Here is a 24244-nt window from a genome sequence, read left to right on the forward strand (position 1 = left end):
CCGTATCGACCCGCGGCTCCTCGCTACGGGGTGTCGCCCGGCCCGCACGCCTCAACCGGCAGAACGGATACCACCGCCTTCTCGGACAACACCGTCCGCTTGTCGTCCTCCGTCCGCAACACCAGTCCACCTGAACCCTCGCCCAGAAACTCGCCACACCGCTCACCGGTCGTCGTCACCACTCGCACCAGATGATCCGGCGGCGACTCGGTGGTCGCCCAGGCGACGACGACCGCGCCGCACACCAGAAGGATCCCCGTGACACAGCACACCGAGGCCTGCCGCAGCGCCCCGGTGACCCGGACCACCTCCTGCTCGGTCCACCCACGCAGCACCTGCCCGGTGAGCAGCACCCGGCTGCCCGGTCGCCCATGGGCGGCCCGCACCGCCAGCACCGAGCCGACGGCCAGGGACAGGAACGCCGTACCGAGCAGCGCCGCGGCGGTGTTCCGCGCGGCGGAGGGAAGCTGGGACAGATCGTCCCGCCCCTTCAGCGTCACCAGGACCGCGAGCAACGCGGTGAGCCCGGTCAGACCATTGCGCCAGCCCTCCGCCTGCTTCCTGAGCTCGCTCAGCTCGGAGAACTCCAACTCGCGCGCCAGCTGCGCCCAGCGCCGGTCGGACTGGGCGCTCATCCGGTCGCGCCCGCGTTCAGTACGCCGATGCGCCAACTCGCTCCGCATCCTGTGAAGGGGGCGTCCTGCGGAAGGTTCGGATGCGGATGCCCGCACTCGCAGAAGTGGGTTCCCCGGATCAGCAGGCCGGCGTCCTCGGAGGGGTCGGGCTCGGGCTGCTTGCCGGCGAGCCAGGAGCGCAGGCCCTTGGTCCCGGTTCCCGGCGCGCCGTGCCGGTACTCGGTAGACGTCCGCCCATGGCACCGCGGGCATTCGCCCTCGACCACGACGCCGTGCCCGTCGGCGGAGGGGCTGTGGGCAAAGGGAGCGGCCGCCTGGCCGAGGTCTTCCTCGGCGTAGGCGAGGCCGAAGTCGTGACCGGGGCCGGAGGGGTCAGTCATCCGCGCAACTCTCACTCTCGCTCTTGTCCCCGTTGTCGGGAAGGTTCAGGTTGAACATCTCCGCGTACAGCCGCAGTCGGCCGGTGATCCATGCCTCGTCCTCACCGGTGGCCGCAGCGGCGAGCGCGACATGGCGTGCCGGCACGTCTCCTTCGACCGAGGGGAGTCTGCCGTCGAAGTGTCGCGCGAGCAGGGTGAGGTCCTGCCAGCAGGGGACGATGTCCGGGGCGGCGGGCAGCTCACTCCGGGTGGGGAGCAGGGGGAGGTACGGCCTGATCCGGCATGCCGTCTCGGAGACCCGTTCACCGAGGCGTGCGGCGATGCTGACGAGTTCGAGGGCGGTGTAGGCAGAGTCGGGGTCGGCGAGACGCTGCCCCGTGGAGAGGGCGACGAGATCCCAGTCGTCCGGGACGTCGTCGGGGAAATCGGCCAGTTCTTCCACCGTCAGTTCGGGCACGAGCGCGCCGAGAGCGCGGAACTCGCCGAGCTTCTCGTAGGCGGTCGCCGGACCGGTGCTGAGGGCACTGGCGTACTCGGCCAGCGCCGACGGGGAGAGCCGTCTCCAACGCGGGGCCGCGATGTAACCGGGTTCACCGAAATCACAGAGGGTGGAGCAGAGTTCCCAGGTGGGTCGACGGTCGGCAAGAGCGGCCGGCAGCGGCGGCACCTCGAAGCCGAAGGTGGGGGCGTGCTCCGAGGCGATCTTCCACACTTCGTCGAGCGGTTCCTGAAGATGCCGGGCAGCATTGAGCAGCCCGTCCGAAGTGAGCCGCGGCGCGGGGTAGTCGGTCTCGTCGTCCGACGCGTTCTTCCCCGAGAGCACGTACCGGCTGCGCAGATTCAAGGTGCGCCACAGTTGGATGAGCCGATGGTTGCTGGGAAGCGGGACGCCCATGGTGTTCAGGGTGTCGATGTGGTCGCCTGGGACCTGGCTGTCCGTCATGGCGAAGCCCAGGTCGTCCGGATCGATCCCGTCCTCCATGACGACCCCGATGTGCTGCGTCAGGTATTCGACGAATCGGGCGGTGTCCGAAGAAGGCACCAACGAACCCTCGACACAGCCGTCGCCATAGTGCGGTTCATGAGCTCTGCCGAGCGCTTCGGCGACTTTGCCGACGCGCCGCTCCGCGTCGGCCAGCGGGATCTGAAGCGTCCCGGCGATGTAGATGGTGGCGGCCCAGCCCAGCTGGAGCCTTCCTTCTTCGGCCCAGTCGTGCAGGTGGTTAAGGGTGTCCTTGGATTCCTCGTCCAGTTCCGGAAGGGAGGCCATGTCCGAAGGCGAAGGGGCCGTCCAGCCCAGCCAGCTGAACTCGGAGAGAGAGTCCAACACCTCGGACACGGGGATTCCGGTGAGATGGCAGTGCAGACGGATGCTGCCGGGACCGGACACCCTGGACCGAAGGGGCTGATTCGTGGTCGAGAACAGGCGACGGATATCGGCTTCGGTGCAGATGCGGTCCACGTGGTGCTCGGGTGGCGAGGGAATCGCCAGGCCATGCAGCGGCGCCAGCCGAGTCAGCGACTGGACCAGCTCGCCCAGCGGTATGCCGTGCTTTTGCGATGCCAGAACGATGGCGCTGAGCGCATCGGGGGCGAGGGCAGTCTCGCGCCTCGCCGGCCGAGCGTCCAAAGCCTGGACCAGAGCGGCGTCCGATTCCGTCGGAATCCATGCCAGTACCGTGTCATCGAGGGCGGGGGGTGGCGAGAGACTCGGGTCCGCGATGCGCAGCCGGCGAGCCCGGCGCAGCAGGGCGGCAAGGGGGATCTTGTTCTCCGCCGAGTAGGCGACGAAGCCGGGCCAGGAGCCGAGGCTCTCCTCGACCAGACGTGCGTCCCCGGGGGACGGCACCGGGTGGCCGGTGAGGCTCTGCGGCGGTGCCGCGTGGCCGAGGCCCGTGGGGCCGCCCAGTACGGCCAGGCGCCACGGCTGGATCCGATGGATGGCGCGGCTGCCCGGGTTGGCGGTGTCCATCTGCCGATCGAGGTAGAACCAGCCTGTGTCGTCCAGGGACAGCGGGTGGCCCGCTGTCCTGGCCACCCTGACATCCTTGCCGCGCCATTCTTCGTCCAGTGCCTGTGCTGCGTGGAGACTCCGCTGCTCAAGCATCGCTGTCCACGTCGTCGTCAGACCGGGCCACCGCGACAGCACCTCGGCCCCGGACCGCCACTGTTTTTCGGCCCAGCCGTGGTCGTAGTCCTGAAGCTGCGTACGGCTGACACTGAGCTTGCCCGCGTACGGACCGGACAGGTTCAGCACGTACCCGAACGGCTTCTGGTTCGTCATCACGCCGTCACAGAGAATGGCTCCCTCTCCGGCGACCCACCACAGCACCCTGGGAATCGCCCGCACCGAATCCTGTACGGAGTGCGCAGACAACGACTGGAGCACCCCGGGCTCCCACCGGTGCCCGACCCCGTCTCCGTCCACCGCGGACACCCGGAACTCGCTGACGCGCACCAGACCCCGCAGCACCCGAGTGCACGACAGCCCGGCGGTCGCCGCGCCCTCCCGCAGATAGAGCCGTACGCGGGTACCGCCCTCCGCCAGTCCGTCGTCCGGTCCGGTGTGGTGCCGGATCCGGAAGAGGCTTCCGCTGCTCGGGATGTCGACGCGCAGGGCGTGCTCGGCGGGGATGCCCTCCGGGCTGACCTGCCGGGTCACGATCGTCATCTCGTCGGCGAGCATGAAGTAGCTGAACACACCGATGCCGAAGCGGCTGTTGGGGTAGAGCCGGAGACTGCGGTCGTGCCGCAGCCAGCGCGACTGCTCCCGGCGAAATGACTTCGACCGCTCGAACCGGCTGCCGGCCCGGGTGAACGTATGGGTGAGCAGTTCTTCGCTCATGCCCACGCCGTTGTCCCGGCACTCGACGTACCGCCCCCGCTCGTCCTCGCCCTGAGTGAAGGTGATCTGCCCGTTCCACTTGACGGGACGGGCACCGCTGCTCGTGAGATAGGTCCAGCGCATGGCCCGGTACCGGCAGGCGTCCATGGCGTTCTGGTAGAGCTCGCGCAGTGCAAGGGTCGGGTCACCGCCGTACAGCTGCTCGCCCATGAGCAGCTCCCGTACCTCTGCCTGGGCGAGATGGAAGCGCAGCAGCGGCACTTCGTACGGCTTGTGCCGGCCACTGGTCCGCGCCGGGCGCAGCGCACGTGCGGTCACTCGTTTCGGCACGTCCGTCAGAAGGTCCGCCTCTGGGCCCGGCAGTTCGACGGCCCGGTCGCGGATGCGGGTGACGAGCTGGTCCGCCTCCTCCACGACCTCGGCGAGCGCGGCGTGCACCGCCTGATGCGGGCAGGGCGCGTCCAGATGGAGCGCCGAGTCCTCTCGCTCCCAGCTCAGGCCATGCGCGACGACCGTGACGTGCTCGGGCAGGACCGGATCTGTCACGGCCAGATGTTCCGCCAGGATCTCGGGGAACGTCCGGACGTCGACGGACAGGACGGCCGCCAGCCGCAGCAGTGCGGCCAGCGGGCGTATCCGCAGGGGCTGGGGGCCGGCCGGCAGCACCGCCTTGACCGACACCCGGCCGGACGCCACGACGCCGTCGGGCAGTTCGTCGAAGCCGATGGCCGAGGCCACCGCGCACAGCAGCTCGGCCACCTCGTGCACCCGGTCCGAGGCCACTCCCAGGTCACCGGCGAACGTCTTGGCCAGGCTGACCGGCATGGGCTCGTCGTCCGTCTCGAAACGGTCGGCGATCCAGCGGTGCACCAGCCACATCACGACCGCGGTCTCGTCCTCTGTCCGATCGCGAGCCCGGCACTGGTCCACCTTGCGCACGATGCGTGCGTGCTGGTCGCAGACCTGCTCGAAGTGCCTGCGGTGGGCCTCGGCTTCCGGCTGCCGGTCCGTTCGGTACGGATCGACATCGACTGCCTGGCTGAGCCGGTCGGCCCAGGCCGCTTCCCACAGGAACGGCGCCACGACGAGGAACGCCACTTCCATCGCGGACAGCTGCCGAGTCTCCGGCAGCACCAGCGGCAGCCGTTTCTCGACCAGCCGGACCGGGAACGCCTCGTCCGACCACGGATCGGGACGGAAAAGCCTGCCCTGCGCCAGATGCAGCATCCGGGCACACCGCTCCACCAAGGCGGCCACGTGCTCCTGGAATCCGGGCACCGAAGCCTGGTCCTCCGGGCGGACCAGGTCCCACAACGGCGTCGCCCGCACCGCCCGCAGCCAGGTCTCCAGCAGCGGCCGGCCCTCGCAGATGGCCGTCTCCCGGGTCGCCGCCTCGCCGTTGGTGCCGTAGCGGATCAGAGCCGTTTGGCTCAGTCCGTGCCGACGCGCGGCAGCGGCCGTACGGCCCCGGGCCAGCTCGAAGACCTCCTCGACGGTCCGCGCCGACGTCAACGGGCCCAGTGCGTGCGCCAACCCCCGGGTGAAGAAACTCCCCTCGGCCGAGTACCCGCTGTGCTCACCGGTGGAGCAGGCGGTCAGCACGGCGAACCCGCCTTTCGGGGGTCCGTTGTCGATGGCGTTGCCGAAGGCCGCCTCGTCGTCGCCGAGATCGGTACGGCAGGCGTCGACCAGCCAGAGCACCGTCCCCGCCCGGCACTTGTTCAGCAGCTGACTGACGTTCGCAGGTAGCAGGGAATCCAGGTAGGGCCACTCCCAGCCCCCCTCGGGCGAGGGTTCGGCGTCGGCGGGTACCAGGTAGTCGGAGCCTCCGACCCGGACGCCGTGCCCCGTGAAGTACAACAACAGTGTGCTGTCGGGTGGTGCGTCGCACGCGACCTGGTAGAGCCTGCGCTGGATCTGGCCGCGGTCCGCGTCGGGCAGGACCTCCACCTCGTAGCCGATCCCGTCCAGTACCGAGGACATCAGCCGCAGGTCGGCCTCGACTACCTCGTCCAGCGGCTCCAACAGCCCGTCGGTGGCGGGCGCCCGTCCGACCCCGATCAGCAGCGCCCTGCGCGCTCGTTCCATATGCCCTCCCCGCAGAGGGACATGATGTCACCAGCCACCGACACCGGCGGGTCGAACGGCGGCGCGCCCGGGTACTCAGTACCGCGTGAGGGCCGTGTCCCCACTCGCCGTTCCGACGGCGATGTGCGGCGCCTTTCCCGGATCCACCCACCGCAGGATCTCCCGCATCGCGTCCACCGGCACGGACACACACCCGGCCGTGGCGCCGTCCCCGTTGACGTGCAGGAAGATCCCGGCCCCGTGCCCCCGGACCGGACGCTCGTAGTTGAACCCGATGACCAGTGCGTACGCGTACTGCGACCCGTACGACGACAACTTCTCCGCCTCGGCGGCCCGGCAGTCGGACGGCAACGGCTCGACCCAACGGTTGTAGGAGGTCGAGTCGTTGTCCTGGCACCACCAGGAATCCGCGGTCACCGGCCGGTACGTGACGGAGGTGCCCGTCGGCGCCGTCTGAAGGCCGAACCCGAACGGAAGGTCGTACAACCCCGTCGGGGTGGTGTTCGTGCCCTGCTGCCGCGCGGCCCCCTCGACCAGCCCCTTCGCGCCGAACCGTGCGGCGGCCGTACCCACCTGCGCCCACTGCCCGTCCCGGCGCTCCCACCAGGTCACGGTCCCCGAGGTCGAGCTCAGCGCGGACGCCTCGGCGGTGATCAGCTGGTCGCCGCCGCCCGTGTCGGCCATCCGGGCGGGCAGCGGCTGCGGTTCCCCGGCCCCCGGCGCCGCACCGAGCAGCAGCAGGGACGCGGAGACAAGGGTGACGACGACGCCTGGACGCATGGCTCAGACGGTAGACGGCGGCAGCGGCAACGGCAGCCCGGGTAGGCCGTCCAGGCTCACCGCGATGTGGTCCTTCTTCTCGAAGTACGCGCTCAGCGAGGCGTCGTCCTCGCGCGCGAACCGCTTCCCGTGCAGGTCACGGTCGGCCTCGTACGCCATGTAGGGGACCGCGTAGCCGCAGCTGTCCCGGACGAGTTCGGCGTGCACGACGATGATGGCGCGCAGGCCGTGCCGGGTCGGGTCGATGTCCGGGAAACGGGTGAGGAGTTCCCGGAAGCGGGGGTCGTCGCGGAAGACCGCCTCGCCGTGCCCGTGTACCCGCACGATGTTCGGCGGGCCCTGGAACGCGCACCACATCAGGGTGATGCGGCCGTTCTCCCGCAGATGGGCGATGGTCTCGGCGTTGGAGCCGGCGAAGTCCAGGTACGCGAGGGTGTGTTCGTCGAGTACCACGAAGGAGCCCTGGAGGCCCTTGGGGGAGAGGTTGACCGTGCCGTCGCCCGCGAGCGGGGCGGTCGCGGTGAAGAACAGGGGCTGTTCCTCGATGAACGTGCGGAGCCTGCCGTCGATGCGCTCATAGGTCTTTCCCATACCGGGGAATTATCGGCGCGTTTACTTCGCACGTCTAAGCAATTCCGGCATCCGGACGATCCCCGGGGGCCCCAGCCCTCCGGACACCACTGTGGCCGCCCCGGCCGGCGCTGTACACGGGGCGGCCACAGCTGCCTGTCACGTCACTTGGTGAGCGTGCAGGCGGCCAAGGAGTCGAGGCCGGCCGGCTTGGCCGACGTACGGCCGATCGCGATCGCGATCCGGTCGATGGTCGACTTCCGCTTGTCCGCCAGGGGGCCGAGGATCGCGTTCTGTACGAAGTTCGGGCCGCCCTGGCCGACCGTGGTCTGAAGCCGGTTGTTGGCCTCCTGGATCTGAGTCTGGAGCAGGGTGAGGTTCCGGTCGACCTCCGCCTGCGCGGACGCGGGGATCGCCGGCAGCTGCGAGGCGACGTCGGGGCAGGTGATCGTGCCCACCGCGGAGCCGCCGGTGCTCGTGCCGGTGCTGCCGGTCGACTGCTGCTGGGTGGCCGCCGCGCTCGGCGTGGCCGTGGCGGAGGCCGCGCCGGTCGCCGTACCGCTGCCCGTGTTCGTGGAGGTCCCGCTCGCGTTCAGGGTGCACGGCGCCAGCGCGTCCAGGCCGGTCGGCTTGGCGGCCGTACGGCCGATCGCCGTCGCGATCCGGTTGACGGTCGCCACGCGCTTGTCCTTGAGGGGACCGAGGATCGCGTTGTTCACGAAGTTCGGGCCGCCCTGGCCCACCGTGTCGACCAGCCGCTTGTTGGCCTCCTGGATCTGCGTCTGCAGAAGCGTGAGGTTGCGCTCGACCTCGGCCTGCGCGGAGGCCGGGATCGCGGGCAGCTGGGAGGCGACGTCCGGGCAGGTGATGGTGCCGGGCGAGGCGGCGAGGGTGCGCGCGTTGCTCGTGCCACTGCTCTTGTCGGGCGTACCGGCGAGGGCCGAACCGGCGATGACCGCACCGGAGAGCGCCACGGCGGCAGCGCCGCCGATCAGCACGACACGACGCTTGTTGTACTTCGGAAGAGCCCTGGACATGCGGATGCCTCACTTGGGTCAGAGGTGGGTTTACAAACGCGGCGCCGGCGTTCAGGGATGGGTACGGGAAAGCGGTTTCGTTTGTTCAAACCTTTTTCATATCGGTCAGCCGAACCCGGCCGGATTGACGAATCATGCAGAGCTCTGCATACTCATGCATAGCAAGTGGATGTACGGGAGGAGGGACCCATGACCGAGCGCGTCGTACTCGCCTACTCGGGCGGGCTGGACACCTCCGTCGCCATCGGCTGGATCGCCGAGGAGACGGGCGCCGAGGTCATCGCCGTCGCGGTGGACGTCGGCCAGGGCGGCGAGGACCTGGACGTCATCCGCAAGCGCGCCCTCGCGTGCGGCGCGGTCGAGGCCGAGGTCGCCGATGCCAGGGACGAGTTCGCCGAGGAGTACTGCCTCCCGGCGGTCAAGGCCAACGCCCTCTACATGGACCGCTACCCGCTGGTCTCCGCCCTCTCCCGGCCGGCGATCGTCAAGCACCTGGTCGCCGCCGCCCGCAAGCACGGCGCCACCACGGTCGCCCACGGCTGCACCGGCAAGGGCAACGACCAGGTCCGCTTCGAGGCCGGCATCGTGGCCCTCGCCCCCGACCTCACCTGCATCGCCCCGGTGCGCGACTACGCGATGACCCGCGACAAGGCCATCGCCTTCTGCGAGGCGAAGCGCCTCCCGATCGCGACCACCAAGAAGTCCCCGTACTCCATCGACCAGAACGTCTTCGGCCGCGCCGTGGAGACCGGATTCCTGGAAGACATCTGGAACGGCCCGATCGAGGACATCTACGAGTACACCCAGAACCCGGCCACCCCGCGCGAGGCCGACGAGGTGGTCATCACCTTCGAGCAGGGCGCCCCGGTCGCGATCGACGGCAGGCCCGTCACCGTCCTCCAGGCCATCCAGGAGCTGAACGAGCGCGCCGGCGCCCAGGGCGTCGGCCGGATCGACATGGTCGAGGACCGGCTGGTCGGCATCAAGTCCCGCGAGGTGTACGAGGCGCCGGGCGCGATCGCGCTCATCACGGCCCACCAGGAACTGGAGAACGTCACCGTCGAGCGCGAACTCGCCCGCTACAAGCGGCAGGTGGAGCAACGCTGGGGCGAACTCGTCTACGACGGCCTGTGGTTCTCCCCGCTCAAACGCGCCCTGGACGGCTTCGTCGACGAGGCCAACCAGCATGTCACCGGCGACATCCGGATGACCCTGCACGGCGGCCGCGCGGTGGTCACCGGCCGCCGCTCCGGCTCCTCCCTCTACGACTTCCACCTCGCCACCTACGACACCGGCGACTCGTTCGACCAGGCCGCGGCCAAGGGCTTCATCGACATCTACAGCCTGTCGTCGAAGATCGCGGCGGAGCGTCAAATGCGGGCGTAGCCCGACACGACCTGTCCTGAGCAGTAGCGTGACGACCGCCTCCCCGTTCATGGCCGGGGAGGCGGTGCCACATCCGTAACTCTTCTAGGAGCAACGCAAGTGAGCAGCAACAGCGGTGACGTACGGCTCTGGGGCGGCCGTTTCGCCGACGGTCCCGCCGAGGCCCTGGCGAAGCTGTCCGCGTCCGTCCACTTCGACTGGCGGCTCGCGCCCTACGACATCGCCGGCTCGCGTGCCCACGCGCGCGTGCTGCACAAGGCGGGCCTGCTCACCGAGGACGAACTCCAGCGCATGATCGCCGGCCTCGACCTGCTGGAGGCCGATGTCGCCGACGGCTCCTTCGTGGGCACCATCGCCGACGAGGACGTCCACACGGCTCTGGAGCGCGGCCTCCTGGAGCGCCTCGGCCCCGACCTCGGCGGCAAGCTCCGCGCCGGCCGCTCCCGCAACGACCAGGTCGCCACCCTCTTCCGGATGTACCTCCGGGATCACGCCCGGGTGATCGGCGGGCTGATCGCCGACCTCCAGGACGCCCTGATCGGCCTCGCGGAGGCCCACCCGGACGTGGCCATGCCCGGCCGCACCCATCTCCAGCACGCCCAGCCGGTGCTCTTCGCCCACCATGTCCTGGCCCACGTCCAGTCCCTGTCCCGGGACGCGGAACGGCTGCGCCAGTGGGACGACCGCACGGCCGTCTCCCCGTACGGCTCCGGCGCCCTCGCCGGCTCCTCGCTCGGCCTGGACCCGGAGGCGGTGGCCGCGGACCTCGGCTTCGAACACGGCAGCGTCGGCAACTCCATCGACGGCACGGCCTCCCGCGACTTCGTGGCCGAGTTCGCCTTCATCACCGCGATGATCGGGGTGAACCTCTCCCGGATCGCCGAGGAGATCATCATCTGGAACACGAAGGAGTTCTCCTTCGTCACCCTGCACGACGCCTTCTCCACGGGCTCCTCGATCATGCCCCAGAAGAAGAACCCGGACATCGCGGAGCTGGCCCGCGGCAAGTCGGGCCGCCTGATCGGCAACCTGACCGGCCTCATGGCCACCCTCAAGGCCCTGCCCCTCGCCTACAACCGCGATCTCCAGGAGGACAAGGAGCCGGTCTTCGACTCCTGCGACCAACTGGAGGTCCTGCTCCCCGCCTTCACCGGAATGATGGCCACCCTCACCGTCAACCGCGAACGCATGGAGGAACTGGCCCCGGCCGGCTTCTCCCTCGCCACCGACATCGCCGAGTGGCTGGTCAAGCAGGGCGTCCCGTTCCGCGTGGCCCACGAGGTGGCCGGCGAGTGCGTCAAGGCGGCGGAGGCCGAGGGCAAGGAACTGGACGAGCTGACGGACGACCAGTTCGCCAAGATCTCGGCCCACCTGACGCCGGAGGTCCGCTCGGTCCTGAACGTCCCCGGCGCCCTGGCCTCCCGCGACGGCCGCGGCGGCACGGCCCCGAGCGCCGTGGCGGTGCAACTGGCGGAGGTCAGGGCGAACGTGGCCCAGCAGCATGAGTGGGCTGACGCGAAGAAGTAGAACTTTTCAGCGCCGGGAGGGACAGCGCCCCGCAAGGGGCGCGGGGAACTGCGCGAACAACCCCCACCCACCCGCACCCGCCGACGCACCGAACCACCCGAGCTGAACGGCGAACCAAAGGTCATCGCGGGTTACGTTGGTCAATAGCCCGACGCAGCCGACCGAAACGGAGCCCGCGATGCCCTTCGCCCGACTGGCAACAGCAACAACTCCCACCTGCCACATCGGCCTGGGCCTCGCCGCAGTAGGCCGCCCCGGCTACATCAACCTCGGCCGCGAGGAGGACCTCGGCGAGGACCGCAGCGTCGCCGCGCTGCGCACCCGCACGCACGAACTCCTCGACGCCGCCTACGCCCTGGGCGTCCGCTACTTCGACGTGGCCCGCTCCTACGGCCGCTCCGAGGAGTTCCTCGCCGACTGGCTGAACACCCGCCCCGACGCCGCCGCCGACGTGGTCGTCGGCAGCAAATGGGGCTACACCTACACCGCCGGCTGGTCGGCGGACGCCGAGACCCACGAGGTCAAGGACCACAGCGTCCAGACCTACGACCGCCAGCGCGCCGAGACCGCCGAACTCCTCGGCGACCACCTCAACCTCTATCAGATCCACTCGGTGACCCCGGACAGCCCGGCCCTCACCGACAAGGAACTGCACGCACGCCTCGCGGAAGCGGCCGGCACCGGCCTCACCGTCGGCTTCTCCACGAGCGGCCCCGCCCAGGCCGACGCCATTCGCGCCGCCCTCGCCGTCACGGTCGACGGTGAGCCCCTCTTCCGTACCGTCCAGTCGACGTACAACGTCCTGGAGACCTCGGCTGGGCCCGCTCTCGCCGAGGCGCGCGAGGCCGGACTGACGGTGATCGTGAAGGAGGGCATGGCCAACGGCCGCCTGGCCGCCCCGCACGCCCCCGACGCGCTGCGGGCCGTGGCCGAGGAAACCGGCCTCGGCTGCGACGCCGTGGCCCTCGCCGTCGTCCTGCGGCAGCCCTGGGCCGGAGTGGTCCTGTCCGGCGCGGCGACGCTCGCCCAGCTCGACTCCAACCTGCACGCGGCCGCCGTCGACCTCGACGAGGACCAGCTGACCCGCCTCGCCACCCTGGCCGAGGAGCCGCGCGCCTACTGGGACCGCCGCGGCAGCCTGCCCTGGCACTGACGAGGAACCACCCCCGACCAGCCTCTCGTGAGTCACACATGCCCGCGGTGAGACAAGGATGTCTCACGTGGGTTACTCTTGTCTCATGGCCCTCGACCGTGAGCAGGTGCTGCGCAGCGCAGCCGCGTTGCTGACCCGCAAATCCACCGCGACCATGGACGAGGTCGCCAAGGCCGCCGGGATCAGCCGGGCCACCCTGCACCGGCACTTCGCGGGCCGGGACGCGCTCGTCCGCGCGCTGGAGGCGCTCGGCATCGAGGAGTGCGAGGCGGCCCTGGACGCGGCCCGCCTGGACGAGGGCCCGGCGGCCGACGCCGTCCACCGCCTGGTCCGCGAGATCGAGCCGGCCGCCGGCCTGCTGGCCTTCCTCTACACCGAGAACCAGCTGTTCGAGGGCGAGCAGCAGAACCAGGGCTGGACCCGCATCGACGACCGCATCGCGGCCCTCTTCCGACGCGGCCAGCAGAACGGCGAGTTCCGTATCGACCTCACCCCGGCCTGGCTCACCGAGGCGCTGTACGGCCTGCTCGCCTCCGCCGCCTGGGCGGTGAGTGAGGGCAGGGTCGCCCCCAAGGACTTCACCCACATGATCGTCGAGCTGCTGCTCGGCGGTGCACGACGAAGAGAGGAATCATGACCAGCACCGTGCGGCCGGCGTTCGCCACGGAGACGGAGGAGAAGCGCCCCGGGCGCTGGCTCGCGCTCTCCGTCCTGGTGCTTGCCGTGCTGCTGGTAGCCGTCGACGCGACCGTCCTCGGCCTCGCGACCCCCTACATCAGCGAGGACCTCAACCCCTCCGGTACCCAGCTGCTCTGGATCGGTGACGTCTACTCGTTCGTCATCGCGGGACTGCTGGTCTCGATGGGCAGCCTCGGTGACCGCATCGGCCGCAAGCGGATCCTGCTCGGCGGCGCGACGGCGTTCGGCGCGATATCCGTCCTGAACGCGTACGCGACGACCCCGGGGACGATGATCGCGGCCCGCGCCCTGCTGGGCGTCGCCGGCGCGACCCTGATGCCCGCCACCCTCGCCCTGATCCGCAACCTCTTCCACGACCCGCGCGAGCGCAGCCTCGCCGTCGGCATCTGGGGCGCCACCGCCTCCGCCGGTACGGCCGTCGGCCCGATCGTGGGCGGCTTCCTGCTCGAACACTTCTGGTGGGGCTCGGTCTTCCTCATCAACCTGCCGGTGATGGTCGTCCTGGTCCTCGTCGGCATCAGGACGCTCCCCGAGTCCCGCAACCCCGACCCCGGCCCCTGGGACCTGATCAGCGTCGTCCTGTCGCTGGTCGGCATGATCGCGGTCGTGTACGCGGTGAAGGAGGCCGCGACCCACGGCCTCACCGGAGTCAGCGCGGCCACCGCCCTCCTCGGCACCGCGGCCCTCTACGGTTTCGTCCGCCGTCAACTCACCATGCCCAAGCCCCTGCTGGACATGCGGCTGTTCCGCCGGCGCGGCTTCAGCGGTGCCGTCCTCGCCGACCTGCTGACCGTGCTCGGCATGTCCGGCCTGGTGTTCTTCCTCTCCCAGTACCTGCAACTGGTCCAGGGCAGGCCCCCGTTCGAGGCGGGCCTGGCCGAACTCCCGGCCGCCGTGGGCGCGGTGGCGGCGGGCCTGGTGGCCGGCCGGACGGCCCGCCGCCACTCGGTACGCGCGGTGGTCTCCGGCGGTCTGGCGGCCGTCGGCGTGGCCCTCGCGGCTCTGACCACGCTCTCGCAGTCCACCGGCTACCCGGTCCTCGGCGCCGCCCTCCTGGTGGTCGGCGTCGGTGCGGGCTTCTCCTTCACGGTCACGGCGGACGTGATCCTCTCCAGCGTCCCCAAGGACCAGGCCGGTGCCGCCTCGGCGGTCTCAGAGACGGCGTACGAACTGGGCGCGGCCCTGGGCATCGCCCTGCTCGGCTCGATCGTGATGGGGGTCTACCGCGGATTCCCGGCCCCGGCGGGCACCCCGGCCGCCGCCCACGAATCCCTCGGCGCGGCGGTGCAGGCATCGACGACCATGCCCCCGCACCCGGCCACCGAGATGCTGGCGGCGGCCCGGGACTCCTTCGTCCACGGCCTGCACCTGGCCTCGGGCGCGGGCGCCGTGGTCCTCCTGGCGACGGCGGTGGCAGCCTGGTTCCTGCTGAAGGGACAGAAACTGGAAGGCGCCCTGCCGGCGTGACATCTCACCTCTTGTAGCCGAGCACGGTCATCATCCCGCTCTCCGAGTGGTACTGGTTGTGGCAGTGCAGCATCCACAACCCGGGGTTGTCGGCGTCGAAGTCGAGCACCAGCTTGCGGTGCGGCAGCACGATCGTCGTGTCCTTCCGGGCCCCCGCCGAGTTCAGCCCGGTGACCGAGAACGTGTGCCCGTGCAGATGCATCGGATGCCACATGTCGGTCGCGTTGATGAGCGTCAGCCGCACCCGCTCACCGGCCCGCACCGCATGCCGCTGCCGCACGTCGTACGGCTTGTGGTCGAACCCCCAGTCGTACTTCTGCATCGTGCCCGTGATCCTGATCCGCAGGTCGCGGTCGGGTACCCGGTCGTCCATGCGGACGGACTCGGCCGGCAGCAGCCGACGGGCCGGCACGACCTCGCGGTCCAGCTCGTTCGGGCGGACATCCGCCGCCGGAAGGTTTCTTCCCTTGTCGGTACGGAGGATCGCGAGCGCCTTGCCCTTCTTGCCCTCGGCGAGTGCGACCAGCGGGAAGACGCCGTCCTTGGCGGTGACGAGGACGTCGTACCGCTCGGCCATGCCGATGAGCAGGGCGTCGGTCTGCTTGTGCTGCACGGGGTAGCCGTCGGTGTGGGTGACGGTCATGGCGTGGTCGCCCAGCGCGACCCGGAAGGCCGTCTCGGAGCCCGCGTTGATGAGGCGGATCCGGACGCGGTCGCCGGGGTTGCAGCGGAAGACGGAGGGGTCGGTGCGCAGCCGCCCGTTGGCCAGGTAGTGGGGGTAGGCGACGTTGCCGCCCTCGCCGTGCAGCATGCTGCTGTGGGAGTCGCGCAGCACCCGGTCCGGGCCCATCCGCTGCTTGGGCTTGGATGCTGCCGAGGGCGCGGCCGCCGGCCGGCGTGGGCTCGGGCTGCCGTGGCCGGGCCCCATGCCCATCCCCATGTGCATCGCCATGGAGCCGCCGGGCTTGAGCTGGTCGAGCACCTGCTCGGGGTTGGAGCCGTCGATGTCGTCCACCCAGTCGTCCAGGACGACGACCCACTCCTTGTCGTAGGCGAGCGGCTCCTTCGGGTCGTCGACGATGAACGGCGCGTACAGGGCACGGTCGGGCTGCATGCCGACGTGCGAGTGGAACAGATAGGTGCCCGGGTGGGCGGCGACGAACCGGTAGACGAAGTCCGTCCCCGGCGCGATGGCCGACTGGGTCAGGTCCGGAACGCCGTCCATGTCGCAGCGCAGCCGCACCCCGTGCGCGTGCAGCGTGGTCTTCTCGGCCAGCCGGTTGCTGACGGTCAGGCTCAGGACGTCACCGGCGGTGACGCGCACCAGCGGGCCCGGGACCGACTCGTTGTAGGCCCAGCTGTGCACCGACCGGCCGCCCAGGTCCAGCATGCTCTCGGCGGCCGTGAACGTGACCATGCGGACGGAGCCGGAGCCGCGCTTCCGCTCGGTCGCGAGTACCTCTGGATCCGACGGGTTGACGAACCCCTTGGGCCCCTGGGGGACGAACGCCGCGGTCCCGGCCGTGTGTTGCGGGCCGGAGCGCGAGGGGGAGTCGGAGTCGGAACAAGCGGCCAGGAGCCCCGCGCCGGCGGCAGCGAACGGAGCACTGAGCAGGGTACGCCGAGAAGGTTTCTGCATATCTGAATAAGACATGCTGTGTGCTCATATGGGCGGTAAATGCGCATGAATAAGCCAAGTGTCGGGCCAGATTCCACCGCCAGGCGGACGTGGACGATGTCAGGCGGATGGCAGACAGAAGGGCACGAACCCCCGGTCCGTGCCCTTGCGCCGAAAGAGTGTCAGGCGGCCTTCGCCTTCGTCGCGTACATGTCCACGTACTCCTGCCCGGACAGCCGCATGACCTCGGCCATCACCGAGTCGGTCACGGCCCGCAGCACATAGCGGTCCCGGTCCATCCCCTCGTACCGGGAGAACTCCATGGCCTCGCCGAACCGGACGGTGACCTTGCCCGGCCGCGGGATGCCCGCGCCGCCCGGCTGCAGCTTGTCCGTGCCGATCATCGCGAACGGCACCACCGGCGCGCCGGTCATCAGCGTCAGCCGCGCGATCCCGGTACGGCCCCGGTACAGCCGGCCGTCGGGGGAGCGGGTGCCCTCCGGGTAGATCCCGAAGATCCGGCCCTCGTCCAGGACCCGCTTGCCGGTCATCAGCGCGGCGACACCACCGCTCGCGCCGTCCCGGTCCACCGGGATCATGCCGACGCCGGTGAAGAACCACGCCATCAACCGGCCCTTGAAGCCCTTCCCGGTGACGTACTCGTCCTTGCCGATGAAGAACACCTGCCGCTTGCTGACCAGTGGCAGGATCATCGAGTCGATGAACGTGAGGTGGTTCCCGGCGAGGATGACCGGACCGTCTCCCGGAATGCGCTCCACGCCCTCCACCTGGGGGCGGAACATCAGGCGCATGATCGGTCCGAGCACTGCCTTGATGAGCGCGAAGCGGGACAACGGGTCCTCCGATGTCGAGGGGCGGTATGAGTCTGTGCAGGTGAGGACATTACTCGCGGCCCCATGGGGAGCGCACATCGAGTACGGCCGGTTCACCGAGGTCTTACGCACTGTTGACGCTGGTTTACCTGCGGTGCTGCCCGGAGGACAGCTCGCGGCGAGGCCGCGGCGATGTGACGGAAGTCGCCGACGGACCGTCATCACGCGCCGTCCGACAGCCATACGGCGTCACCCGGCCGTTGGGCCGACGGTCTCCCGTCGGTCACGTCGACAGCCCTACGATCAGCCCGCATCCAAGGGTGAAGGTCAGGAGGGCGCTCATGAACACGAACGACTCGAACGAGCGGACGCAGGTGAACGGCACGACCGGACGGCGGGCGCTGCTCGGGGCGGCGATGCTCGGCGCGGGCGGAGCGGTCCTCGGACTGCCCGGCGCCGCCAGAGCGGCCGAGGCGAAGCGGTCCGGCCACGGCCACGGCGGCCTGAAGAGCCTCCCGAAGCCGACGATCATCGGCCACCGCGGCGCCAGCGGCTACCGCCCGGAGCACACCTTCGGCTCCTACAACCTGGCCCTCGACCTCGGCGCCGACGTCGTCGAGGCCGGCGACCTGTGCCCCACCAAGGACGGCCACCTGGTCTGCCGCCACGAGCCGGAGATCGGCGGTACCACGGACGTCGCCGACCACAAGGAGTTCGCCGACCGCAAGACCACCAAGGTCCTGGACGGCATCCCCACCACCGGCTGGTTCACCGAGGACTTCACGCTCGCCGAGCTGAAGACGCTGCGCGCGATCGAGCGCATACCGGCCAACCGCCCGCACAACACGCTCTACAACGGCCACTGGGAGATCCCCACCTTCGAGGAAGTCCTCAAGTGGCAGGACGAGCAGACCCGCAAGCGCGGCAAGCAGGTCTGGATCTACCCCGAGACCAAGCACCCCACGTACTTCCGCAAGCTGGGCCTCGGTCTTGAGGAGCGGGTCGCCAAGCTGCTGCGCAAGTACGGCAAGGACAAGCGGAACTCGCCGGTCATCCTGCAGTCCTTCGAGCCGACCAGCATCCAGCGCCTGAACACGCTGGTCGACAACCCGCTGGTCGTCCTGCTCTCCGCGGCGAACACCCAGCCCTACGACTTCGTCGCGACCGGCGACCCGCGCACCGTCGCCGACCTGATCACGCCGAAGGGCCTGCGGGAGATCGCCGGCTACGCGCAGGGCATCGGCCCGACCCTCGACCTGGTCATCCCGAAGGACGCCAACGGCGACTTCACCAAGCCGAGCACGCTGGTCGCGGACGCGCACAAGGTGGGCCTGGTCCTGCACCCCTACACCATGCGCAACGAGAACCCCTTCCTGCCGCCGGCCTACCGCAAGGGCAGCGACGTCACCGCGTACGGCGATGTCTTCCCGGTCTTCCAGACGTACTTCGAGACCGGCATCGACGGCGTCTTCTCGGACAACGCCGACACCGCGATCCTGGCCCGCGACGCTTTCGTCAACGGCTGAGCCCCCGCACCCCGTTCGGGGTGACTCCCGGCCGCCCCGGCAACCTGCCCCGGGGCGGCCGCGTCGTTCCGCATATGACGCACGACCTGGTTGCCGCCCTGGGCCCCCTGCTCACCGCCGAGGCCTCGGCCGAGGCGTATGCCTGTGGCAGCGACCCCGGCGACCTGGAACAGACCGTCTGGCTCCGTCTCCTGGAGCGGCTGGCGGCCCACGGCCCGCCCCGGGCCCCCGAGGACTGGCTGCGCAGAGCCGTCCGCGCCGAGTCCCGCCGCACCCGCCGCACGACACGCCATGAACGCCCCTACGGCACCGAACCCGCCGACCACGCCACCCCCACGCCCGAACAGCGCGTCCTCGCCACCGCCCATCACCGCGCCCTGCGCGAGGCGGTCGCCCGCCTGCCCGGCCGCTGCCCCCGCCTCCTCGATGCCCTGCTCTCCCCGAAGGACCTCACATACCGGGAGATCGCGGGGGAGTTGGGTATCTCACAGGGCAGTCTGGGACCGGAACGTTCCAGATGTCTGGGATGTCTGCGCCGATTGTTGACGCCGGAGGTTGCGTCCCGCGCGGCGCGGGGATAGGAGTGAGAACGACAGGCGATCAGGTGAGCGGGAGGCGTGCGCACATGGGCATGAGCGTGACCATCTCGGTGGCGACCGAGCAGGATGCAGAGCAGATCTTCAGGCTCCAGTACCTGTGCTTCCAGAGCGAGGCGGCGCTGTACGGCAACTACCGCATCGATCCGCTCGTCCAGAGCCTCGACTCGGTCCGCCAGGAGGTCGCGTCCGACTGCGTCTTCGTCGCCCGGCTCGGCGAGGAGGTCGTCGGCTCGGTCCGCGGTTCGGTCACCGAGGACGGCGCCGCCGCCATCGGCAAGCTCTGCGTCCACCCCCGCCTCCAGGGCCACGGCATCGGCGCGCGGCTGCTGCGCGCGGCCGAGTCGGCGCTGGTCGAGGAGCGCGGCGCCAAGAGGTTCCGCCTCTTCACCGGCCACCGCAGCGAGGGCAACCTCCGCCTGTACCGCCGCGTCGGCTACGAAACGGTAGGCACGTCGAAGGGCGCGGACGGCGTCCCGATGATCGTCCTGGAAAAGCCGGCCGGTACCTATGCAACAACGGCCTGACAACTAACCCAGGGGTGCGGGGAACTGCGCGACCAGCCAAGACGGTCCCGCAGTCGCCCTGTTGCTCAGCCTTCCTGCTGCCTGGGCGCCTTCCGCAACCAGTACAACGCGGAGATCGGCAACAGCACCGGAATGAACACGTACCCCATCCCGTAGTCCGACCACACGGTCGCATCCGGGAACGCGGACGAGTCGACAAGGGTCCACGTACCCACGATCAACACCCCCGCGAGCTCGGCGGCGCAGCACACCTGCGCCGCCCTGCGCGCCGCCTCGCCGCCCCGCACCAGCGTGTACGTGATGAACCCGTACACCACCCCCGCGACCGCCGACAGCGAGTACGCGAGCGGCGCCCGGTCGAACTCGGTCGCGATCTGGTACGCGGACCGCGACACCGCTCCGACGACCATCACGCCGTAGAACCACACGAGAAGCGTGCCCGGCCCACTGGTGAGCCGCTTCGGCCTCTGCTCCACGGTCGTCATCTCACCCTCCCCAGATGTCATAGAGCCGCACCTCCAACACGGCCAGCACCACACCGCCCGCGGCGACCGTCACGGAGCCCCACCGGGTCCGCTCGGCCAGCGACATGAACCCCGCCGCCGGGACGCACGCGAAGGCGCCCACCAGATACGCCACGAAGATCGTCGTCCCCTGCGCCGGCTTGTCGCCCCGGGCCAGCAGCACGATCCCGGCCACCAGCTGGATCACCGCCAGCACCGACACCACGGCCATCCCGATGAAGTGCCAGTCCTTCGTCGGCTGGTCCCGGTACGCGGCCCAGCCGCACCACGCGGCGAGCAGCAGTGCGGCGACTCCGGTCACCAGCAACAGGGCATTGAGCATGCGGTGACCTTATTACGGCGGAAACGGCCCCACGCCGTCGCCCCTGCCGTACACCGTAGGGTCTAGACCATGACGATCCACGCACAAGCCCTGCTCTTCGACAACGACGGCACCCTGGTCTCCTCCCTCGACTCCGTGGAGCGCTGCTGGACCCGCTGGGCGGCGGAGTACGGCGTCACGGACGAGTTCGCCCGAGTCGAACTGCACGGCAGGACCGCCGCGGACATCGTCGCCGACCTGGTCCCCGCCCACCTCGTCCCGGAGGCCGTCGCCCGGGTCGAGCAGCTGGAGGTGGAGGACGTCCCGGGCGGCGGGGTCCGGCTGCTGCCCGGCACCACCGCCTTCCTCGACTCCCTGCCCGCCGACCGCTGGGCCGTCGTCACCTCGGCCACCCGCCGGCTCGCCGAGGCCCGCCTGGACGCGGTCGGGATAAGGCCCAAGACGCTGATAGCCGCGGACGACATCACCCGTGGCAAGCCCGACCCCGAGCCCTACCTCCTCGCCGCCCGCCGGCTGGGCGTCGACCCGGCCCGCTGCGTGGTCTTCGAGGACGCCCCGGCCGGGCTCCAGGCGGGCCGCGCCGCCGGGATGACCACCGTGGCGTTGGCCACAACCCACCCGGCGCACGAGCTGGACGCGGACCTCGTGGTGCAGGACCTTTCGGCCCTGTCGGCACTGGTCAACGACCACCTCGTGGAGATCTCCGCGCGCCGCTGACGGGTGTCCGCGGCTGTCCAGCATGCGGACAGCGGCGGCCTGTCAGGACCGTAGGTCTGGTTTACTGATCGCATGACCACGACGAGCGACCGCACCCCTGCGACCGAGGCGACCATGACGCCCGGTGCTCGTTGTATGTGTCGAATGTGCGCCTTCTAGAGGGCCCCCGCACCACCCGAGAGCCTCGCGCCCCGAAGCGAGCCGCCGCCGTGGCCTGTCCGTACGCCCTGAGCCGTATGTGACCCGGCTGCCCCGCGCACATTTTCCCTCCCGTACCAGGGCCCACCCACGCCCGCGTACTCAACAGTGATGGAATCCCAGTGATCACCACAACGGGCCTGACCAAGGTCTACCGCTCCCGCGGTCGCGAGATCACCGCCCTCGACGGCGTCGATCTGCACGTCCGCGAGGGTGAGGTGTACGGCGTCATCGGCCAGTCCGGCGCCGGCAAGTCCTCGCTCATCCGCTGCGTCAACCTCCTGGAGCGTCCCACCGCCGGCACCGTGACGGTCGACGGACAGGACCTCACCGCCCTCGCCGGGCGCGGCCCCCGGGCCGGCAAGGAGCTGCGGCAGGCGCGCAGCCGTATCGGCATGGTCTTCCAGCACTTCAACCTGCTCTCCTCCCGGACCGTCCAGGACAACGTCGAGCTGCCGCTCGAAATCCTCGGCATCTCAGGGAAGGAACGTTCCCGCAAGGCGCTGGAGCTGCTCGACCTGGTCGGGCTCGACGACAAGGCGAAGGCCTTCCCCGCCCAGCTCTCCGGCGGCCAGAAGCAGCGCGTCGGCATCGCCCGCGCACTCGCCGGCGACCCCAAGGTGCTGCTCTCCGACGAGGCCACCAGCGCCCTCGACCCGGAGACCACCCGCTCCATCCTCCAGCTGCTGCGCGACCTGAACCGGCAGCTGGGTCTGACCGTCCTGCTCATCACGCACGAGATGGACGTGGTGAAGTCGATCTGCGACTCGGCCGCCCTCATGGAGAAGGGGCGCATCGTCGAGTCCGGGACCGTCAGCGAACTGCTCGGCACCCCCGGCTCCGAGCTGGCCGCCGCGCTATTCCCGGTCGGCGGCGAGGCCTCCGGCGACGACCGCACCGTCCTCGACGTCACCTTCCACGGCGAGGCCGCCACCCAGCCGGTCATCTCCCAGCTCTCCCGCACCTACAACATCGACATATCGATCCTCGGCGCCGCCATCGACACCGTCGGCGGCCTCCAGATCGGCCGGATGCGCATCGAACTGCCGGGCCGCTACGAGGACAACGTGGTGCCCGTCGGCTTCCTGCGCGAACAGGGCCTGCAGATCGACGTGGTGGGCCAGGAGCCCGCGCTGGTGAAGGAAGGTGCCAAGTGAGCTGGTCCGAGATGCAGCCGCTGCTGTCCCAGGCGTGTTGGGACACCCTCTACATGGTCGGCTGGTCCACGCTGATCGCCGTCGTCGGCGGACTCCCGCTCGGCGTCCTGCTGGTCCTCACCGACCGCGGGGGACTGCTCCAGAACGTGCTGGCCAACAAGGTCATCGGGCAGATCGTGAACATCGCCCGCTCGATGCCCTTCATCATCCTCATGGTCGCGCTGATGAACTTCACGCGCTCGATCACCGGGACGACCATCGGCCGCGAGGCCGCCATCGTGCCGCTCGCCATCGGCGCCATCCCGTTCTTCGCCCGGCTGGTCGAGACGGCTGTCCGCGAAGTGGACGGCGGGCTCGTCGAGGCCGTGCAGTCGATGGGCGGCAACACCTGGACCGTCGTACGCAAGGTCCTGGTGCCCGAGTCGCTGCCCTCGCTGATCTCCTCCACCACGACCACCATCGTCGCGCTCATCGGCTACTCGGCCATGGCCGGTACGGTCGGCGCCGGCGGTCTCGGCGACATCGCGATCCGCTACGGCTACCAGCGCTTCGAGACCCAGCTGATGTGGATCACCGTGGCGATCCTCGCCGTCGTCATCTCGCTCATCCAGTTCGCCGGCGACTACACGGCCCGCTCCCTGCACCGTCGCGGCGGCCAGTCCGGCCCGGTGCCGAAGCTGCGGCTGCTGAAGGCCTCCACGGCCACCGGCAAGACCGTCTGAGCCCCCGGCGCCCTCCCTCAGATTTCCCCGCACCACCCATCGCGGGGTCGCTCCACCCTTAAGGAAAGGCACTTTTCGTGCGTAACACCGCCAAAATCACCACCGCCGTCCTCGCCGCCGGAGCCCTCACCTTCGGGCTCACCGCCTGCGGCTCGGACAAGGACTCCGCGTCCTCCTCCTCCGACTACAGCGGACCGCTGGTCGTCGCCGCGAGCCCGACCCCGCACGCCGAGATCCTGAACTACGTCAAGGACAACCTGGCGAAGAAGGCCGGACTCGACCTGGAGGTCAAGGAGTTCCAGGACTACATCGTGCCGAACACGGCGACCGAGGACGGCTCGGTGGACGCCAACTACTTCCAGAACCAGCCGTACCTCGACGACTTCAACAAGAAGCGCGGCACCCACATCGTGCCCGTCGTCACGGTGCACCTGGAGCCGCTCGGCCTCTACTCCCACAAGGTCAAGAGCGCCGACGCGCTGAAGAGCGGTGCGACCGTCGCCGTCCCGAACGACGCGGTGAACGAGGCGCGTTCCCTCAAGCTGCTGGCCGCCAACGGGCTCATCACCCTCAAGGACGGCGCCGGCAGCGAGGCGACCCCGCAGGACATCGCCAAGAACCCGAAGAACCTCCAGTTCAAGGAGGTCGAGGCGGCCCAGACCGCGCGCTCCCTGGACGACGTGGACGCCGCGGTGATCAACGGCAACTACGCCATCTCGGCCGGTATCAAGCCCGCCAAGGACGCCCTCGTCCTGGAGTCCGCGAAGAACAGCCCGTACGGCAACTTCCTCGCCGTGAAGAAGGGCAACGAGAAGGACCCGCGGGTGAAGAAGCTCGCCAAGCTCCTCACCTCGCCCGAGGTCAAGAAGTTCATCGAGGACAAGTACCAGGGCTCGGTCATCCCGTCCTTCTGATCGTCTTTCCGATCGTCTTCCGG

Annotated in this window: 22 protein-coding genes; 12 read left to right on the forward strand and 10 right to left on the reverse strand. The window is 69.9% G+C overall.

Annotation, left to right across the window (positions count from 1 at the left end; genetic code table 11):
- Nucleotides 1-23: 23 nt before the first annotated feature.
- The 6 genes from ACZ5K7_RS41840 to ACZ5K7_RS41865 form a co-directional block, all read right to left on the reverse strand.
- Entirely contained in the window at nucleotides 24-635 is a 612-nt protein-coding gene (locus ACZ5K7_RS41840) for a hypothetical protein (protein ID WP_351700552.1), read from the reverse strand.
- Nucleotides 632-1015, reverse strand: coding sequence for a hypothetical protein (locus ACZ5K7_RS41845; RefSeq protein WP_351700555.1), 384 nt, complete (start codon nucleotides 1013-1015; stop codon nucleotides 632-634). Before ACZ5K7_RS41845 ends, ACZ5K7_RS41840 begins: the two co-directional genes overlap by 4 nt.
- A complete protein-coding gene (locus ACZ5K7_RS41850; protein ID WP_468922550.1) occupies nucleotides 1008-5948 on the reverse strand; it encodes an HD domain-containing protein in 4941 nt (1646 codons plus the stop codon). The genes ACZ5K7_RS41845 and ACZ5K7_RS41850 overlap by 8 nt, the downstream gene beginning before the upstream one ends.
- A 75-nt stretch (nucleotides 5949-6023) precedes the next feature.
- Nucleotides 6024-6728 carry a L,D-transpeptidase family protein gene (locus ACZ5K7_RS41855; RefSeq protein ID WP_468922553.1) on the reverse strand — a complete coding sequence of 235 codons (705 nt, stop codon included), beginning with the start codon at nucleotides 6726-6728 and terminating at the stop codon, nucleotides 6024-6026.
- 3 nt (nucleotides 6729-6731) lie between these two features.
- The gene (locus tag ACZ5K7_RS41860; RefSeq protein ID WP_351700563.1) at nucleotides 6732-7319 is read right to left on the reverse strand and encodes a pyridoxamine 5'-phosphate oxidase family protein; all 588 of its coding nucleotides are present in this window, start codon (nucleotides 7317-7319) and stop codon (nucleotides 6732-6734) included.
- Between the two features lie 143 nt (nucleotides 7320-7462).
- Nucleotides 7463-8335: a hypothetical protein gene (locus tag ACZ5K7_RS41865; RefSeq protein WP_351700566.1), complete on the reverse strand. Its 873-nt coding sequence runs from the start codon at nucleotides 8333-8335 to the stop codon at nucleotides 7463-7465.
- A gap of 189 nt (nucleotides 8336-8524) precedes the next feature.
- Here ACZ5K7_RS41865 and ACZ5K7_RS41870 point away from each other — a divergent pair, with 189 nt between their 5' ends.
- The 5 genes from ACZ5K7_RS41870 (at nucleotide 8525) to ACZ5K7_RS41890 (ending at nucleotide 14567) form a co-directional block, all read left to right on the forward strand.
- Nucleotides 8525-9721, forward strand: coding sequence for an argininosuccinate synthase (locus ACZ5K7_RS41870; protein ID WP_468922556.1), 1197 nt, complete (start codon nucleotides 8525-8527; stop codon nucleotides 9719-9721).
- A 99-nt stretch (nucleotides 9722-9820) separates the two neighbouring features.
- Entirely contained in the window at nucleotides 9821-11248 is a 1428-nt protein-coding gene (gene argH / locus ACZ5K7_RS41875) for an argininosuccinate lyase (RefSeq protein WP_468922559.1), read from the forward strand.
- Between the two features lie 178 nt (nucleotides 11249-11426).
- Complete coding sequence (locus ACZ5K7_RS41880; protein WP_468922562.1) at nucleotides 11427-12401, forward strand: aldo/keto reductase; 975 nt, start codon at nucleotides 11427-11429, stop codon at nucleotides 12399-12401.
- 85 nt (nucleotides 12402-12486) lie between these two features.
- Nucleotides 12487-13038 carry a TetR/AcrR family transcriptional regulator gene (locus ACZ5K7_RS41885; RefSeq protein WP_351700578.1) on the forward strand — a complete coding sequence of 184 codons (552 nt, stop codon included), beginning with the start codon at nucleotides 12487-12489 and terminating at the stop codon, nucleotides 13036-13038.
- On the forward strand, nucleotides 13035-14567 hold the full coding sequence (locus tag ACZ5K7_RS41890) for an MFS transporter (RefSeq protein WP_468922565.1): 1533 nt from the start codon (nucleotides 13035-13037) through the stop codon (nucleotides 14565-14567). The genes ACZ5K7_RS41885 and ACZ5K7_RS41890 overlap by 4 nt, the downstream gene beginning before the upstream one ends.
- Before the next feature lie 4 nt (nucleotides 14568-14571).
- On the opposite strand, the gene ACZ5K7_RS41895 is transcribed toward ACZ5K7_RS41890, so the two are convergent.
- Both ACZ5K7_RS41895 and ACZ5K7_RS41900 read right to left on the reverse strand, forming a co-directional pair.
- Nucleotides 14572-16206, reverse strand: coding sequence for a multicopper oxidase family protein (locus tag ACZ5K7_RS41895; RefSeq protein ID WP_468922568.1), 1635 nt, complete (start codon nucleotides 16204-16206; stop codon nucleotides 14572-14574).
- Between the two features lie 161 nt (nucleotides 16207-16367).
- Nucleotides 16368-17039, reverse strand: a complete 672-nt coding sequence (locus ACZ5K7_RS41900) for a lysophospholipid acyltransferase family protein (protein ID WP_351700587.1) — start codon at nucleotides 17037-17039, stop codon at nucleotides 16368-16370.
- Nucleotides 17040-17359: 320 nt separating this feature from the next.
- Here ACZ5K7_RS41900 and ACZ5K7_RS41905 point away from each other — a divergent pair, with 320 nt between their 5' ends.
- The 3 genes from ACZ5K7_RS41905 (at nucleotide 17360) to ACZ5K7_RS41915 (ending at nucleotide 19667) form a co-directional block, all read left to right on the forward strand.
- Nucleotides 17360-18544 (forward strand): glycerophosphodiester phosphodiesterase, encoded by a 1185-nt coding sequence (locus ACZ5K7_RS41905; protein WP_468922572.1) that lies wholly within the window; start codon nucleotides 17360-17362, stop codon nucleotides 18542-18544.
- A gap of 74 nt (nucleotides 18545-18618) precedes the next feature.
- A complete protein-coding gene (locus tag ACZ5K7_RS41910) occupies nucleotides 18619-19125 on the forward strand; it encodes an RNA polymerase sigma factor (protein WP_468922575.1) in 507 nt (168 codons plus the stop codon).
- A gap of 44 nt (nucleotides 19126-19169) precedes the next feature.
- Nucleotides 19170-19667 (forward strand): GNAT family N-acetyltransferase, encoded by a 498-nt coding sequence (locus ACZ5K7_RS41915; RefSeq protein WP_351700595.1) that lies wholly within the window; start codon nucleotides 19170-19172, stop codon nucleotides 19665-19667.
- A gap of 65 nt (nucleotides 19668-19732) precedes the next feature.
- On the opposite strand, the gene ACZ5K7_RS41920 is transcribed toward ACZ5K7_RS41915, so the two are convergent.
- Entirely contained in the window at nucleotides 19733-20152 is a 420-nt protein-coding gene (locus ACZ5K7_RS41920) for a hypothetical protein (protein WP_351700598.1), read from the reverse strand.
- Nucleotide 20153: 1 nt separating this feature from the next.
- Nucleotides 20154-20513 (reverse strand): hypothetical protein, encoded by a 360-nt coding sequence (locus ACZ5K7_RS41925; RefSeq protein WP_351700601.1) that lies wholly within the window; start codon nucleotides 20511-20513, stop codon nucleotides 20154-20156.
- Between the two features lie 69 nt (nucleotides 20514-20582).
- Between ACZ5K7_RS41925 and ACZ5K7_RS41930 the strand changes: the two genes are divergently transcribed.
- The 4 genes from ACZ5K7_RS41930 to ACZ5K7_RS41945 all read left to right on the forward strand — a co-directional run bounded on the left by ACZ5K7_RS41930 (nucleotide 20583) and on the right by ACZ5K7_RS41945 (nucleotide 24221).
- Nucleotides 20583-21230 carry an HAD family hydrolase gene (locus ACZ5K7_RS41930; protein WP_468922578.1) on the forward strand — a complete coding sequence of 216 codons (648 nt, stop codon included), beginning with the start codon at nucleotides 20583-20585 and terminating at the stop codon, nucleotides 21228-21230.
- Between the two features lie 320 nt (nucleotides 21231-21550).
- A complete protein-coding gene (locus ACZ5K7_RS41935; RefSeq protein ID WP_351700607.1) occupies nucleotides 21551-22585 on the forward strand; it encodes a methionine ABC transporter ATP-binding protein in 1035 nt (344 codons plus the stop codon).
- Entirely contained in the window at nucleotides 22582-23307 is a 726-nt protein-coding gene (locus tag ACZ5K7_RS41940; RefSeq protein WP_468922582.1) for a methionine ABC transporter permease, read from the forward strand. Before ACZ5K7_RS41935 ends, ACZ5K7_RS41940 begins: the two co-directional genes overlap by 4 nt.
- Before the next feature lie 77 nt (nucleotides 23308-23384).
- The gene (locus tag ACZ5K7_RS41945) at nucleotides 23385-24221 is read left to right on the forward strand and encodes a MetQ/NlpA family ABC transporter substrate-binding protein (protein WP_468922585.1); all 837 of its coding nucleotides are present in this window, start codon (nucleotides 23385-23387) and stop codon (nucleotides 24219-24221) included.
- Nucleotides 24222-24244 lie beyond the last annotated feature (23 nt).

The sequence above is a fragment of the Streptomyces sp. NPDC031497 genome (assembly GCF_055580905.1).

Excerpts from the sequence above, each read along its gene's own strand:
- ACZ5K7_RS41870 (WP_468922556.1), top strand. The coding sequence starts at position 8,525 with ATGACCGAGCGCGTCGTACTCGCCTACTCGGGCGGGCTGGACACCTCC.
- ACZ5K7_RS41840 (WP_351700552.1), bottom strand. The coding sequence starts at position 635 with ATGAGCGCCCAGTCCGACCGGCGCTGGGCGCAGCTGGCGCGCGAGTTG.
- ACZ5K7_RS41865 (WP_351700566.1), bottom strand. The coding sequence starts at position 8,335 with ATGTCCAGGGCTCTTCCGAAGTACAACAAGCGTCGTGTCGTGCTGATC.
- ACZ5K7_RS41925 (WP_351700601.1), bottom strand. The coding sequence starts at position 20,513 with ATGCTCAATGCCCTGTTGCTGGTGACCGGAGTCGCCGCACTGCTGCTC.
- ACZ5K7_RS41885 (WP_351700578.1), top strand. The coding sequence starts at position 12,487 with ATGGCCCTCGACCGTGAGCAGGTGCTGCGCAGCGCAGCCGCGTTGCTG.
- ACZ5K7_RS41860 (WP_351700563.1), bottom strand. The coding sequence starts at position 7,319 with ATGGGAAAGACCTATGAGCGCATCGACGGCAGGCTCCGCACGTTCATC.
- ACZ5K7_RS41895 (WP_468922568.1), bottom strand. The coding sequence starts at position 16,206 with ATGCAGAAACCTTCTCGGCGTACCCTGCTCAGTGCTCCGTTCGCTGCC.
- ACZ5K7_RS41905 (WP_468922572.1), top strand. The coding sequence starts at position 17,360 with ATGAACACGAACGACTCGAACGAGCGGACGCAGGTGAACGGCACGACC.
- ACZ5K7_RS41850 (WP_468922550.1), bottom strand. The coding sequence starts at position 5,948 with ATGGAACGAGCGCGCAGGGCGCTGCTGATCGGGGTCGGACGGGCGCCC.
- ACZ5K7_RS41920 (WP_351700598.1), bottom strand. The coding sequence starts at position 20,152 with ATGACGACCGTGGAGCAGAGGCCGAAGCGGCTCACCAGTGGGCCGGGC.
- ACZ5K7_RS41930 (WP_468922578.1), top strand. The coding sequence starts at position 20,583 with ATGACGATCCACGCACAAGCCCTGCTCTTCGACAACGACGGCACCCTG.
- ACZ5K7_RS41880 (WP_468922562.1), top strand. The coding sequence starts at position 11,427 with ATGCCCTTCGCCCGACTGGCAACAGCAACAACTCCCACCTGCCACATC.
- ACZ5K7_RS41910 (WP_468922575.1), top strand. The coding sequence starts at position 18,619 with ATGACGCACGACCTGGTTGCCGCCCTGGGCCCCCTGCTCACCGCCGAG.
- ACZ5K7_RS41855 (WP_468922553.1), bottom strand. The coding sequence starts at position 6,728 with ATGCGTCCAGGCGTCGTCGTCACCCTTGTCTCCGCGTCCCTGCTGCTG.
- ACZ5K7_RS41845 (WP_351700555.1), bottom strand. The coding sequence starts at position 1,015 with ATGACTGACCCCTCCGGCCCCGGTCACGACTTCGGCCTCGCCTACGCC.
- ACZ5K7_RS41915 (WP_351700595.1), top strand. The coding sequence starts at position 19,170 with ATGGGCATGAGCGTGACCATCTCGGTGGCGACCGAGCAGGATGCAGAG.
- ACZ5K7_RS41890 (WP_468922565.1), top strand. The coding sequence starts at position 13,035 with ATGACCAGCACCGTGCGGCCGGCGTTCGCCACGGAGACGGAGGAGAAG.